A 12,708-nucleotide genomic window follows, 5' to 3' on the forward strand; every position below is an offset into this window, starting at 1 on the left:
CAGGAAGGGCGACGGCGAACCTGGCGTGAAAACCCTCTGGCTGGGATACCAGCGCATCAGGGATTTTGTTCAGGGCGTCGAGCATATGCGAGCGCTTCATGCGATATGAGTTATGTGTAACGCTATGAGGAAAGCTGGCGCTGCTGAAGCGCCAAGGTTTGTTCGTCCAAGCCAGTAAAGGTTAGCCAGTCAGACTCGATGACGATACCCTTGTGTTCCAGATAGGCGAGAAAGGCAACAAACTGATCCCGAGCATCAGCACCGTGTAATCTTGCCATGCGCTCGGCAAGCGAATCGACATTCTCACTACCGTCCAACCACGCCAGTGATTGGATAAGCAAGGGTTTTACTTTCGCAGTAATGCGCTTGCGGGTAGCAAGAAATACGAAATAGACCTCGTCATCCCCTCGAACATAGACGTCGACTCCATCCCGCAGGAACGGTCGGACAACCATCATGATTTAGTACTGGATTTCGCCGCCACGCACAGCGAGAAAGGCCTCCCAGTCATCTGCGGAGCCAACAAATGTCGGATCTGCACTACATACGCGAGTACAACAGGCAGAACGAGCACCGGAGCAACCTGCAGTGTATTTAGTTGCGTTGGTCATCCCGTCCTCAATCGAAACCTCGCAAAATCCCGCTATCTCAAACTGATCTTGGTCAAATTCTAGCTTCTGTGCAGCCATTTCTCTCCCCTGATCCCAGCAAAAATGGCATAATACCATGTAATTTTTCTGACTGTCTATGCGCGAAGTTCAGAGATTACGGGCTGCTTTTACACAATACCTTCTATACGCCCTCGAACTTGCAGAGGATAGCTCAGGTCGTTTTCTTCTGTGGGCCATCTGTCATTGCCGGAGGGTAGCAGAGGCCCAGCTAACCCCTCGCAATAAAATCGCAACGGTAGCAGACGGCTGGCAGTTACTGAATCCGCATTCCAGCTCAGCGGCAACACCATCCCGCAACACCTCAACCCACCCCCTCCCTCAAACTCTCATACAACCCCGCATTGTTCAGCAGGATATCCCTGAGTCCGCCCTGAACTTCCGCTGAATTCAGCGCCTGGGTGCTCATCAGCGTGTGCGCGTCGAGCGCGCCCATGATCGCGTTGAGCAGTTCGCTGGCCAGATCCGGGGAATTGGCGAACTGCTCCTTGGTGTTGTTCGCCGCCTGCTGGCGCAGCGTCGGCGACTCCAGCAGCTTGCCCTTGATCACGTTGTTCACATAGACGAGCTTGTCCTGGTCGGTCAGGTCGCCTTCGAAGAGGTCGTTCACCCTGGCGATGATCTCGACCAGGTAGGCCTTCTCCGGCTCGTGGACGCTGCCGCTGCCGGTCGCGGTGATCGGCGCGAGCTTCGGCGTCTCGCCCGAGTCGAGCGGCAGCTTGCGGCGGCCCAGGTCCTTCAGGTGGTGGTGCGTCAGCACGAGCTTGGAGAGGTCGATGCCTTCGCGCTCGCGGCCGAATTCGAGCAGCGGCAGCAGGCGCTTGTAGAAGATCGCGCGCTTCTCGATCGCGGTGTTGCCGTAGTCGAAGATCTGCGAGAGGAAGGTGTAGAGGCGCAGGTACGCGCCCATGTCGCTGCGGAACAGGAGCAGCGCGTCGATCTCGTTCTGAGCCGCTTCCTCTTCGCCGGCGTCCTTCCTCTCCCGCGCGCTCTTCAGCGCCGCGCTGGCGGCCTTGTAGCGCCGCATCACGCGGTCGCGCACCGGCTCCAGCGCGGCGACGAGGTCGGACTGCTTCGCCTGCGGGTCGAGTTCGACGGCGACGACGCGATCGACCTCGAAGTCGTCGTAGTGGCCGGCGGCGTCGAGCTTGGCGCGCAGGTTGAAGACGAGGTTCGGGTCGGTCGTCGCCGCGAGTTCGGCGGTCGTGTGGTAGGTCTTGAAGGCGGCCAGCACTTCCTCGGCGTCGTTCACTAAGTCGACGACGTAGGTGGTGTCCTTGCCCGGATGCGCGCGGTTCAAGCGCGAGAGCGTCTGCACCGCCTGGATGCCGGCGAGCCGCCGGTCGACGTACATGCCGCAGAGCAGCGGCTGGTCGAAGCCGGTCTGGAACTTGTTGGCGACGAGCAGCAACTGGTACTCGTCGCCCTTGAACGCTTCGCGGATGTCGCGCCCGTTCAAGTTCGGGTTGAGCGCCCGGCTGTTCTCGGTGAAACCGTCCGGCCCCGACTCGGGGTCGCAGACCTCGCCGGAGAAGGCGACCAGCGTGCCGATGCGGTAGCCGCGTTCCTTCACGTACTTGTCCACCGCCAGTTGCCAGCGCACCGCTTCGACGCGGCTGCCGACGACGACCATCGCCTTGGCGCGGCCTGCGAGCAGCGGCGCGACGAACTCGCGGAAGTGCTCGACGACGACCTGCACCTTCTGCGCGATGTTGTACGGATGCAGGCGCACCCAGCCCATGATCTTCTTCAGCGCCGCGCTACGCTCGACCTCGCGCTCGTCGATTTGTCTCGCCTCCTGGCCGTCCTCGCCGGCGTGCGCGAGCCGGAAGGCGAGCTTGTACGAGGTGTAGTTCTGCAGCACGTCGAGGATGAACTTCTCCTCGATCGCCTGGCGCATCGAATAGACGTGGAACGGCCGCGGCAGGTTGTCGGGCGCCGGTTTGCGCGTCGGGTCGGGACGCGTGCCGAAGAGTTCGAGCGTCTTGTTCTTCGGCGTCGCGGTGAAGGCGACGAAGGTGATTCCCGAGCTTTCGCCCTCGGCGGCGCGTCCGGCCATCTGCGCGGCGAGGATGTCCTCGCTGCTCACCTCGCCGCCGTCGGCGAGTTCCTGCCATTCCTCGGGGCTCAGCACCGCCTTCAGCTTGGCCGCCGCCTCGCCGGTCTGCGAGCTGTGCGCCTCGTCGGCGATCACGGCGAAGCGTTTCCCTTGCGTCGCGGCGAGCCTGCGCACCTCTGCGAGCGCGAAGGGGAAGGTCTGGATGGTGCAGACGACGATCTTCTTGTCGCCGGAGAGCGCCGCGGCGAGCTTGCCGCTCTTGCTGCCGTCCTGGTTGGTGATGGTGGCGACGACGCCGGTGGTGCGCTGGAAGTCGAACAGCGCTTCCTGCAGCTGCGCGTCGATGACGTTACGGTCGGAGACGACCAGCACGCTGTCGAAGACTTTCTTGTTGTCCCTGTCGTGCAGCTCGGCGAGGAAGTGCGCCGTCCACGCGATCGAGTTGGTCTTGCCGGAACCGGCCGAGTGCTGGATCAGGTACTTGCTGCCCGGGCCGTCGGCGAGGACCGCGGCCTGCAGCTTGCGCGTGACGTCGAGCTGGTGGAAGCGCGGGAAGATGATCTTCGCGATCTGCTTCTTCTTGTCGCGCTGCGCGATCAGGTAGCGGCCGAGGATTTCCAGCCAGCTCTCGCGCGCCCACACCTGTTCCCACAGGTAGGCGGTACGGTGGCCGTCCGGATTCGGCGGATTGCCGGCAGCGCCGTCGTCGCCCTGGTTGAACGGCAGGAAGACGGTCGCCGGGCCGGCGAGCCTTGTCACCATCGCCACTTCACTGTTGCTGACGGCGAAATGCACGAGCGCGCCGTTGGGGAACGAGAGCAGCGGCTCGGCGGCCTGCCCCTTCGGACGCGGCAGGCGGTCGAAGCGATACTGGTCAATGGCGTCGTCGATGCGCTGCGTGAAGTCGGTCTTCAGCTCGGCCGTCGCCACCGGAACGCCGTTCAGGAAGAGGACGAGGTCGATGCTGTTCTCGCTCACGAGCGAGTAGCGGACCTGGCGGACGACGCGCAGGCGGTTGGCGGCGTAGCGGTCGAGCAGGTCGCGGTTGATCGCAAGCGCCGGCTTGAACTACGCGAGCTTCAACGGCGCCCTGAGGCCGATCAGCTCGATTCCCTGGCGCAGCACGTGCAGGGTGCCCCAGCGGTCGATCTCGTCACGCAGGCGATCGAGCAGGACTTCGCCGGCCTGGTTGCCATGGTTTCGGGTCAGCGTTTCCCAGGCCTGCGCCTGAGTCTCCTGCACCCAGGCCAGCACGTCGGCCGGGAACAGCGCGCGCTTGCGGTCGTAGGCGGCGGCGTCGCCTTCGGCGTAGAGCCAGCCATTTTCGGCGAGATGCTCGCAGATCTCGGTCTCGAAGCGGATTTCCTTGTGCAGGCTCATGCTCGGTCCTCCTGGTCCCACGCAAGTTCCATTTCCCAAAGATCAATGATCGTTTGAAAACGTTTGAGCCGTCGATCAAGGTATTGCATCTCCGTAAAAACCATACCGGCTGCATCATCAACGAAAAAGCCTCCGAGATGGAATGCAGCCTCATCGCCCACGGTCATGTATGTCAGGAATAGCGTCGATTCGGAGTTCCCGTCACCATCTAAACGCTCCTCGTCGAGTGATCTAAGAAAACTGGAGAACAACATTTTCCCCTTATCTAAGCTAATGCCCCGCTCCCGACAGAGCCTATCTAGCTTATTGAAGAGCGACGTAGCTTCGCAGCTTGAACCCGAGGAACAAGGTTTTCCTTCAAAATCGATAATACGGCTTAAATGGTGCGCCGCGGTTGAACCCAGGACCTTCTGGACTTGGGAAATAAGTTCTGCTTGGTCTCGCCCTGATTTGGTAAATATTTCGTGAAGCGAGCGGAGGAAGTCACGGATGACTGCACAAAAAATGTATATTCCATCACCGCCTGCCGCATATCGAAGTCTTGCCACAAGGCTTTCGATAGTCATACCTCGACCTCCACGTTCGCCATCCTTCTATGTGCAGTCATGGCTCGAACGTCGATCCGGCCGGTGACGGCGGCGGAGATGAGGACGGCGCGGCGTTCCTGGAGGAGGTCGATGGCGCGCTGGGCTTCGGTGGTTAGTGCGTCGAACTCGCTAGCTTGCTTGCTGAGGAATGCGCCTATTTCGCGTTGTTCTTCGATGGGAGGATGCGCAAGGCTGTAGTTCCGAATCGTCGAAACATTGATGTGAGGTGACGTAGCACCAACGGTATCAAGTTCGCCCTGCACGTAGGTCGCCTCAGCGTTTAGAGCCCACATAAGGTACTCAGGGCAAAAATCGCCAGACGCACGAAACTGCATCATTCGCTGTCCCAGACAAAAGCGGTCGCCGTCTGGAATCAATGCCGCATGGCCCCATCTTTCACCCTCGCGACTGTAGACAATGTCGCCACAAAGCAGCGGGGCTCTGCGAATGCGGCAGGGCCTCCGCACTCGAAATGCATAAAAGGCTCGTCAACTTTCTCAATAAAATCAATGCGTAGAGACGACGAGCGTACGCCGACTAGTTGCCGGAACAACCAAGTTTTCGTCCTGTCGGTGCTCTGTGTGACGACAGGACGACGAAGAAATGTTTATAACAATCAACGACTTATTCCTAAGTGATGCAATGATATCCGAGTGCAGAAGCCCTGGCGAATGCGGATATGGTACTCAGCTTCCGATACCCTAAACATTTGGGAATCGTCGACTCGCCCCTCGTCTAGATCAGCGGTTCGAACGACGAGGTACATGCCGTTCTCGGAATAAATTGGCGTTTCATGAGGGCAGTCGACGATAAGCGTTGTTGCGTGCTTGAGCTTGGTGGTCTCCCAATGCCTCGGCACCTCTCCCAGCCACTCGATCCCGGAGTTTTTCATCGGTGCGTCGGGGTTCAGCCCCTTGGTCACGGCGTGCGAGATGACGGCTTGGCGCTTTTCCTTCAGGAGTTCGATCAGCCGCTGCTGCTCGGCGATAAGCGCGTCGATTTTCGCGGTCTCGCGGTCGAGGAATGAGGTGATCAGCCTTTGCTCAACAATTGGCGGGAAGGCACTCGCGAAATCCCGCACAAACGCATCGGGCACGCGCTTCTGGCCGCCAGCTCCGTACATGTGCGATTCGCCGAGGCAGCGGAAATCTGCCGAGATGAACAGGTAATGCAGGTATGTGCCGATGACTTCGCCTGTTCTCGGACGAGCCACGATCAACTCCGTCGTCCCGAAACCAATGCCATTGACCAAACCGCGCATCAGCGCGCCCTTGCCATTCTCGAAGCAGGGCGTGATCTTGGCGACCGTGACATCGCCATCGCGGAAGTATGTGTAGCCTGTTTCCACCTCACCGAGGGTTCTTTCTCTGTCAAGATTCAGGCTGCCGTCGTCGCCAATAGCTTCCATCGGCAAGAAGGAAACGAGGGTTTCACGGTCGAGGTCGCCTATCTCCGACTTGGATGGATTCAGTTCAGCGACGAAACGAAGCCGCTTCACTTGCCAATGCTCCGGCACCTCCCCCAGCCACTCGACGCCGCTGTCCTTGTATTTCGGATAGCGCGGAAAGCTCATGGCTGCCCCCGCTTCCAAATCGGTCGCGCCTGCCAGCCATCGGGAAAATCCATCGCGGCAAGCGGGACGGAATGGCGTCCGATGAGTTCGAGCAACCGTGCGCGCCAATGATGTTGTGGAGCGACGATATCCATGAGGTGCAACAGGATGACCAGCGTGTTGTAGAGCTTGCGCGACCCCCCGACGAATTCGCTGACGAGTTCACGCGGCTTGCTTCGCGGCAACTCCGCGGTGATGGTGAACTCGCGGTTCCAGAGGCGGCTGTGATGCGCGCAGGTGTTGCGGATGAAGGTGAGGTGGTGCATCCACGATTCGAGTACACGCTGATCGAGGCCGTAAACATCGGCGATTGCGCGACGCGTCGGCATCGGCTTGAGGTTCCCGTACCAGCGTGAAAGCAAGCCCAGCGACATGACTTCGCACACCGCCCATACCGGCGGCAATGCTTCGCTGTAGGTGTTGGTGAGGTGCTGGACGAAGGCTTCGTCGGAGCGCCCGAGCTCGACCCTGAGTTTTTCCCGGTTGGCTTCCCAGTGCCCCTGCTTGTGGGCAAGTGCGGCATCAAGATGCGCATGCGGCCCATGCCGGTGAGCCATCTGATACGCCCACTGGCTGCGCAGCGACACTTCGATGCGCTCGATCGCATCGAGCGTCAGCAGCCGCAGTTCCCGGTCGAAGACGTAGAGATCAAGGACAGTCTCGAAGCTCGTATCCGGGTGAAACCGGTGGCTGCCGTGGTCTACCTCGAACGGCAACCAGTAAGCACCGAGACGGTAGTAGTTGATGTGCTGGAGGTAAAACGCCGCCCGGTCGGGATCGTCAATGCGCATCCCACGCTGGCGCAGCAAGGCGACCTGTTCTGCGTAGGTGGTGGCGGGCTTGGTGAAAGCGCGTTTCATGCTTCCCGCCGCACAAAAAAGTAACCCGCCGGTTTGAGGATACGCTTGCGCGCATAGCCTTGGCGGGTTTTGTTGCTCAAAATTATCATTGAATTGTCGGCGAAATGCAAGCTCATGCTTCGCATCATGTCGGGAAGCGTATCCGCGAAAGACCCCTTTGGCATGATCGAATCCAGCTGTGCGTTGGGAAACATTTGCATCACGCCAGCCCCTCGATCATCTGCTTGATTCGCTCGGTGACGCCCTTCAGTTCGGCGTCGATCTCGGCGAGCGGGCGTGGCGGCTTGAACACGTAGAAGTGCCGGTTGAACGGAATCTCGTAGCCGACCTTGGTCTTCTCTTCGTCGATCCACGCATCCGGCGCGTGTGGCAGCACTTCGCGCTTGAAGTAGGCGTGCACGTCCTCGCCGAGCGGGACGTTCTCGGTGTCGCGCAGGCTGCTGTCGGCGACCGGCTTGCCCTTGCCTTTGCCCTTCTGCCCGAGGACGATCTGGCCTTCGGCGTCGCGCAGCGGGCGTTCGACGGTGATCGTCCGATAACCGAAGTCCTCGTTCCTGAAGATGCGGCTAACCGGCACCTTGCGGCCATCGACCTCGCGGCTCGCTTCTTCGAATTCGCCGAACAGGCGGGTGATCTCGTCGATGTGCTCGGGGCCGAGTTCGCGGCGCTTGCTGCCGAGGCTCTTCCTCATCTTCTGCCAGAAGCTGCTGGCGTCGATCAGTTGCACGCGGCCCTTGCGCGCGGCTGGCTTGCGGTTGCTGACGATCCAGACGTAGGTGGCAATCCCCGTGTTGTAGAACATGTCGGTCGGCAGGCCGATGATCGCTTCGACCAGGTCGTTCTCGATCACGTAGCGGCGGATTTCGCTCTCGCCCGAACCGGCGCCGCCGGTGAATAGCGGCGAGCCGTTCAAGACGATGCCGAAGCGGCTGCCGCCATCGGCGGCGGGGCGCATCTTCGAGATCAGGTGAAGCAGGAAGAGCAAGGAACCGTCGCTGACGCGCGGCAGGCCGGGGCCGAAGCGGCCGTTGAAGCCCTGTTGCTCGGCTTCCTTGCGGATTTCCTTTTCGATCTTCTTCCACTCGACGCCGAAGGGCGGGTTGGAGAGCATGTAGTCGAAGTGCTTGCCGGGCAGGCCGTCGGCCGAGAGCGTGTTGCCGAAGACGATGTTGGCGATGTCCTGGCCCTTGATCAGCATGTCGGCCTTGCAGATCGCGTAGGACTCGGGGTTCAGCTCCTGTCCGTACATGACGAGGCGCGCGTCCGGGTTGAGCGCAGCGAGGTGCTCGCCGGCGACGCTCAACATGCCGCCGGTCCCCGCGGTCGGGTCGTACAGCGAGCGGACGACGCCGGGCCGGGTCAGCGCTTCGTCGTCCTCGATGAAGAGCAGGTTCACCATCAGGCGGATCACTTCGCGCGGGGTGAAGTGCTCGCCGGCGGTTTCGTTCGAGAGTTCGGCGAACTTGCGTATGAGTTCCTCGAACACCGCGCCCATCTCGGCGTTGCTGACGACGTCCGGGTGCAGGTCGACGCCGACGAACTTCTCGGTGACGAGGTAGAGCAGCCCGCACTTCGCCAGCCGGTCGATCTGCGTGTGGAATTCGAAGCGCTCGAAGATGTCGCGCACTTCCGGCGAGAAGGCCTGGATGTAGGCGCGCAGGTTCTCGGCGATGTGATCCTGGTCGCCGATCAGGGTTTTCAGGTCGAGCGGCGAGGTGTTGTAGAAGTGCTGCCGCGCCACGCGCAGCAGGAAGGGCGCCGGATTGAGGCCGGCCTTCTCACGCACTTCCTTTTCGAGGAGAACGCCGAGCTTGGTCGGTTCGAGGACGCAGTCGAGGCGGCGCAGGACGGTGAAGGGGAGGATGACCTTGCCGTACTCGGATTGCTTGTAGTCGCCGCGCAGCAGGTCGGCAACGGACCAGATGAAGGAAGAAAGATTGATGTCGCTCATTGGGGAAGATGCTTTGTGACTGACGAGCGCTGCGCGGGGTGGGCAGCGGGACGCAAACGGGAAGTATCGTCGGGCGTAGGGTTTTGGGCAATGCCGAGAACATTGGTGGCGCTAGTTCCGGGAGCTGACTGGTCGCGCTCGCCTCGGCCGCCCTCAACTCCTCGCGGGTCGATAACGACCTGAGGCTGCCACACTCACGCTCATGCTGCCTTGGCAGCCAGTAAGCCTTGCCCTTTGCCTGCCCCGATTTCGCGAAATTCGTGATGGTCTGGTCTAAGATTTAGGTCATCCATTCAGCATCCAGGCAGCGGGCACATTCCGCGAAATGCGCAAAATGGAATCCAACAGCGAAGCCACCGCCGCGCAAGAGACCAGTCAACTCGTCGTCTGCCCGAGCGCGGTAGAAAAAGCAGGCTACCGGGCGTACGCCGTGCTCATCGCTCTGGCGCTGTGGCTACTTGGCACCATTTCAGCAGCAGCGAGCGATGCGCCCCCAGCTTCGCTGCGACCATTGGCTGATCGTGCGCTCACCTCGCTGGCCGAGCGCATCGAGCCTCCACCGGTACGCTTTGTGTTCGGATGCGCAGTCCGCAGAAGCGAAGGCGCGCCACTGCGCGAATACATACTGCGGCAACAGGCCCAAGCCATCGACGCCTTACTCACCTCGGCCACCACGCCGGAGGCAGTCGATCGCGTGACGCACTTGCTTGAGAGGCTGCAACGCGACGGCTACGCTGGGGCTGAGGCAAACTGGTTGTCGGACACCTCCCCCGGTGGCCCAGTCGGGCTGCGGCTTGCGGACAGTTTGGGGGAACTTCCGGAGGCTTTGGAAGAACGGATGCACCCGGGATGCCGCCCCGACGGGTACATCGTTCCATTAGGTCGCGACAACCAAAAGCTGGGAGCTTTCGCCAGAACTGACTATCAACGTCTGACTGAACAGGAACCCGGCGACCCTTGGCATTGGCTCGTCCTTGGCTGGCTGGCCGGACCCGAGGGAGAAGCAGCGGTCCTGCGCAGTCTTGCCGTAGCGAAGGAATTTGGCTCTCCGGATGCCGCGCGCGCTCAAATCTTCGCCTGGCAGCAGATGGCCTGGCTACGCCGACAGCAGGGTCGTGGCAGCGAAGCACTCTCTGCCGCGCTGGAGGCGCTGCGCCTCGCAGAAAACGCCACAGGCCAGGAGCCGGCCGAAAATGCCGGAATGGAGACGCAAGCGGCGACGGAGCAGGCATGGCGCGACTTCATGCAGGCCGGCAGCACACTGGCAATCACGCTCGAGGACATCGGAAAGAGGGCTGAGGCACTGGATGTTCTGGAGGGCTTGCTGCCAGTGCAAAGGCAGCTCGTTGAGCTTCGACCGGAAGACATGCCCGCACACTATGCGCTGATCGATACTCTGCTGCGAATGGGCGCACTGCAGGACGCGCTCGATTCACGAACGACAGGGGCCAGTGCCGGGCAATCTTCCCCCACTCAAGAGGCATTCTCGCTGCTGCTCCAACTTCAGCAACGCACGCCCTATACACCCATGTTATCTCCGGCTGCCTGGCACGGCGTGGTCAGCTATGCCGTAAACCTTGCAGCACTGCTTACACTACCGCTGGGCTGGGCGCTGCTCTGGCGCTACCGCCGACGCATCGCTCAACTCATGAAGTTGACGGCCGACCGAACGACCTCATCCGTGTCAGCAGTCGCATCGGGACTACAGCGCTCAAGCACGCCAATCGAGACCGTTGCAGACGAGGGCCTGCTCCCGCACGAAGCGCATAGCGCCACTGTCTCGCTACGCCGTGCTGTGGTAGTGGAGATCGTTGCAGGGCTTGCTTTCGGCCTTGTAGCAGCATGGCTGCAGCTTCGCGCTGGCGGTCACGAACCTAACGTCAATCGAATCGCCATGATTACATGGCCATGGGCTTGGCCCACAGTGTTGGCGCTGGGTCTGATATGGGGAGGGGATCGCCACCGCACGCTATTGGCACTGGCAGGGTATTTCATCGGGCTTCTGCTCATCTGCGCTCACATTGCGCTGGGCGATACACCAACGATGTCGATATACGGCATTCGCACGCCGGCCTTCTTCCAAGGATTGGTGTTCTGGGTGACCACCCTATCGGCATCGCCGATCCTGTTGCTGTTTCTCAATCGCGCAATCCGAAGCATCGGCCCCTCACTGCTCGCGATGATGCTCGTAGCCACAGCTGGCGGAATGCTGGCCCAATTGGCAGCAAGCACGCCGGCTGGAATGACTGCACTGGTCACAGCGAACGGCATCATGCACCTGCCGACAGGTTGGGTGCTACACATCGCGACTCTTGCCGGCATGGTAGCCTTCGCACCACTCGCGTGGGTACTGGGAAAGCTGCTACGCACCGCCTACGCGGCAAAGTGGTTGAGCGATCAGAGCTTGGTCATCGACACGCTCTGGATTTTCCAGGCATCTCTGCTATCGATCGACCTGACTTGGGAGATCGGGCATGAGGGCTGGATCGGACTGGGCGCGTTTCTCTTGTACAAGCTCATCACCGTCGCCGGAATGTGGCCGGCCGCACGCGCCGCGCGGAAGCGCAAGCCACTGCGACTTTTACTTTTGCGCGTTTTCAGTCGGCGCGACAAGGAAGGTAAGACCGTCAGCCGCCGCGCGAGCGCCGAGAAGCTGTTCGACCTGATCAACTCACGCTGGCGCTACGCGGGTCCGATCTACATGATCGCGGCCCCTGACCTCGCCAGCAGCACGATTGATCCCGACGAGTTCCTCGATTTCCTCGCCGGTCGGCTGCACGAGCGCTTCATCCTCAACCCGTCCGACCTGCAAGCACGGCTCGCTGCGCTCGATGATCGCTGCGATTTCGACGCGCGATGGCGCGCGACCGAGTTCTTCTGCGGTGAAGAGACATGGCGCACCGCGGTGCAAGCGCTGATGGCGCGCAGCGACCTTGTAGCAATGGATTTGCGGGACTTTCGGCCTGAAAACGAAGGCTGCCGGTTCGAGTTACAGGCCCTCGTCGATCTGGTTCCGATTCAACGCGTGTTGCTGCTGGTCGACAAGAGCACCGACATCAGTTTCCTCAAAGCCACCCTCGACTTCTGCATCGGCCAAGCACCCGCCAACTCCCCGAATGCCAAGGCCCTCGGGGAAATAGCCATGGTGAACATTGACCACGGCGAGCAGGCCGCGGTGGACCGTCTGCTTCAAATGGGCGCTGCGGGCTGACGCAAGGCGATCCGGGCACCGGGCCGCGCATGCGCCACCGACAGGACAGCTGCGCACGCGGCCAAGTCGAGAATCTGATCGCGCCCGTGGAATACGATCTGAAGTCCGATCGGACCGCGGCCGCCTCCCCACCACGCCTCCCGAACCGTACCAGTCTGATGCCCACAAACCCTATCAATTCCATACAGGTAACCGATAAAGATTGCCTTGACTTTCTCCTCATGACAAACAAAACTGCGCCCCGCAGTCTGTTTTTTGCAGGTAGATCTCAAGAAAGCAATCACTCGGAGGCAAAAGTGGGCAGGTCCACACAGACGGAGATCTTTCCATTGGGAATGATGACTGCTTCCGGTACGCCGCAGCGGCACTCGTCGGAGCTG

The 12,708-nt window shown here is 60.9% G+C and carries 11 protein-coding genes; 2 read left to right on the top strand and 9 right to left on the bottom strand.

Annotated elements, in window-relative coordinates; genetic code table 11:
• The coding region (locus CCR84_RS16870) for an IS4 family transposase (protein WP_201211599.1) at window positions 1-109 on the top strand (109 nt) is incomplete at its 5' end.
• Between the two features lie 13 nt (window positions 110-122).
• On the opposite strand, the gene CCR84_RS06030 is transcribed toward CCR84_RS16870, so the two are convergent.
• The 9 genes from CCR84_RS06030 to CCR84_RS06070 all read right to left on the bottom strand — a co-directional run bounded on the left by CCR84_RS06030 (window position 123) and on the right by CCR84_RS06070 (window position 9,117).
• The gene (locus CCR84_RS06030; RefSeq protein WP_201210558.1) at window positions 123-458 is read right to left on the bottom strand and encodes a hypothetical protein; all 336 of its coding nucleotides are present in this window, start codon (window positions 456-458) and stop codon (window positions 123-125) included.
• A gap of 514 nt (window positions 459-972) precedes the next feature.
• Window positions 973-3,777, bottom strand: coding sequence for a type I restriction endonuclease subunit R (locus CCR84_RS06035; protein ID WP_338052575.1), 2,805 nt, complete (start codon window positions 3,775-3,777; stop codon window positions 973-975).
• A gap of 18 nt (window positions 3,778-3,795) precedes the next feature.
• Entirely contained in the window at window positions 3,796-4,107 is a 312-nt protein-coding gene (locus CCR84_RS06040) for a hypothetical protein (RefSeq protein ID WP_201210562.1), read from the bottom strand.
• Window positions 4,104-4,673, bottom strand: a complete 570-nt coding sequence (locus CCR84_RS06045; RefSeq protein WP_201210564.1) for a hypothetical protein — start codon at window positions 4,671-4,673, stop codon at window positions 4,104-4,106. The genes CCR84_RS06040 and CCR84_RS06045 overlap by 4 nt, the downstream gene beginning before the upstream one ends.
• Entirely contained in the window at window positions 4,670-5,161 is a 492-nt protein-coding gene (locus CCR84_RS06050) for a restriction endonuclease subunit S (RefSeq protein WP_201210566.1), read from the bottom strand. Before CCR84_RS06050 ends, CCR84_RS06045 begins: the two co-directional genes overlap by 4 nt.
• A gap of 149 nt (window positions 5,162-5,310) precedes the next feature.
• Window positions 5,311-6,267 carry a restriction endonuclease subunit S gene (locus CCR84_RS06055; RefSeq protein WP_201210568.1) on the bottom strand — a complete coding sequence of 319 codons (957 nt, stop codon included), beginning with the start codon at window positions 6,265-6,267 and terminating at the stop codon, window positions 5,311-5,313.
• Window positions 6,264-7,166 carry an Abi family protein gene (locus CCR84_RS06060; protein ID WP_201210570.1) on the bottom strand — a complete coding sequence of 301 codons (903 nt, stop codon included), beginning with the start codon at window positions 7,164-7,166 and terminating at the stop codon, window positions 6,264-6,266. The genes CCR84_RS06055 and CCR84_RS06060 overlap by 4 nt, the downstream gene beginning before the upstream one ends.
• The gene (locus tag CCR84_RS06065) at window positions 7,163-7,366 is read right to left on the bottom strand and encodes a hypothetical protein (protein ID WP_201210572.1); all 204 of its coding nucleotides are present in this window, start codon (window positions 7,364-7,366) and stop codon (window positions 7,163-7,165) included. Before CCR84_RS06065 ends, CCR84_RS06060 begins: the two co-directional genes overlap by 4 nt.
• Entirely contained in the window at window positions 7,366-9,117 is a 1,752-nt protein-coding gene (locus CCR84_RS06070) for a type I restriction-modification system subunit M (protein WP_201210574.1), read from the bottom strand. Before CCR84_RS06070 ends, CCR84_RS06065 begins: the two co-directional genes overlap by 1 nt.
• Window positions 9,118-9,451: 334 nt before the next feature.
• Here CCR84_RS06070 and CCR84_RS06075 point away from each other — a divergent pair, with 334 nt between their 5' ends.
• Window positions 9,452-12,328 carry a hypothetical protein gene (locus CCR84_RS06075; RefSeq protein WP_201210576.1) on the top strand — a complete coding sequence of 959 codons (2,877 nt, stop codon included), beginning with the start codon at window positions 9,452-9,454 and terminating at the stop codon, window positions 12,326-12,328.
• Window positions 12,329-12,708 lie beyond the last annotated feature (380 nt).

Source organism: Rhodocyclus purpureus, assembly GCF_016653115.1.
GTDB classification, from domain to species: domain Bacteria; phylum Pseudomonadota; class Gammaproteobacteria; order Burkholderiales; family Rhodocyclaceae; genus Rhodocyclus; species Rhodocyclus purpureus.

What these genes read in the sequence shown, in the direction of transcription:
- CCR84_RS06030 (WP_201210558.1), bottom strand. Translation starts at nt 458, where the DNA reads ATGATGGTTGTCCGACCGTTCCTGCGGGATGGAGTCGACGTCTATGTT.
- CCR84_RS06040 (WP_201210562.1), bottom strand. Translation starts at nt 4,107, where the DNA reads ATGAGCCTGCACAAGGAAATCCGCTTCGAGACCGAGATCTGCGAGCAT.
- CCR84_RS06045 (WP_201210564.1), bottom strand. Translation starts at nt 4,673, where the DNA reads ATGACTATCGAAAGCCTTGTGGCAAGACTTCGATATGCGGCAGGCGGT.
- CCR84_RS06055 (WP_201210568.1), bottom strand. Translation starts at nt 6,267, where the DNA reads ATGAGCTTTCCGCGCTATCCGAAATACAAGGACAGCGGCGTCGAGTGG.
- CCR84_RS06060 (WP_201210570.1), bottom strand. Translation starts at nt 7,166, where the DNA reads ATGAAACGCGCTTTCACCAAGCCCGCCACCACCTACGCAGAACAGGTC.
- CCR84_RS06065 (WP_201210572.1), bottom strand. Translation starts at nt 7,366, where the DNA reads ATGCAAATGTTTCCCAACGCACAGCTGGATTCGATCATGCCAAAGGGG.
- CCR84_RS06070 (WP_201210574.1), bottom strand. Translation starts at nt 9,117, where the DNA reads ATGAGCGACATCAATCTTTCTTCCTTCATCTGGTCCGTTGCCGACCTG.
- CCR84_RS06075 (WP_201210576.1), top strand. Translation starts at nt 9,452, where the DNA reads ATGGAATCCAACAGCGAAGCCACCGCCGCGCAAGAGACCAGTCAACTC.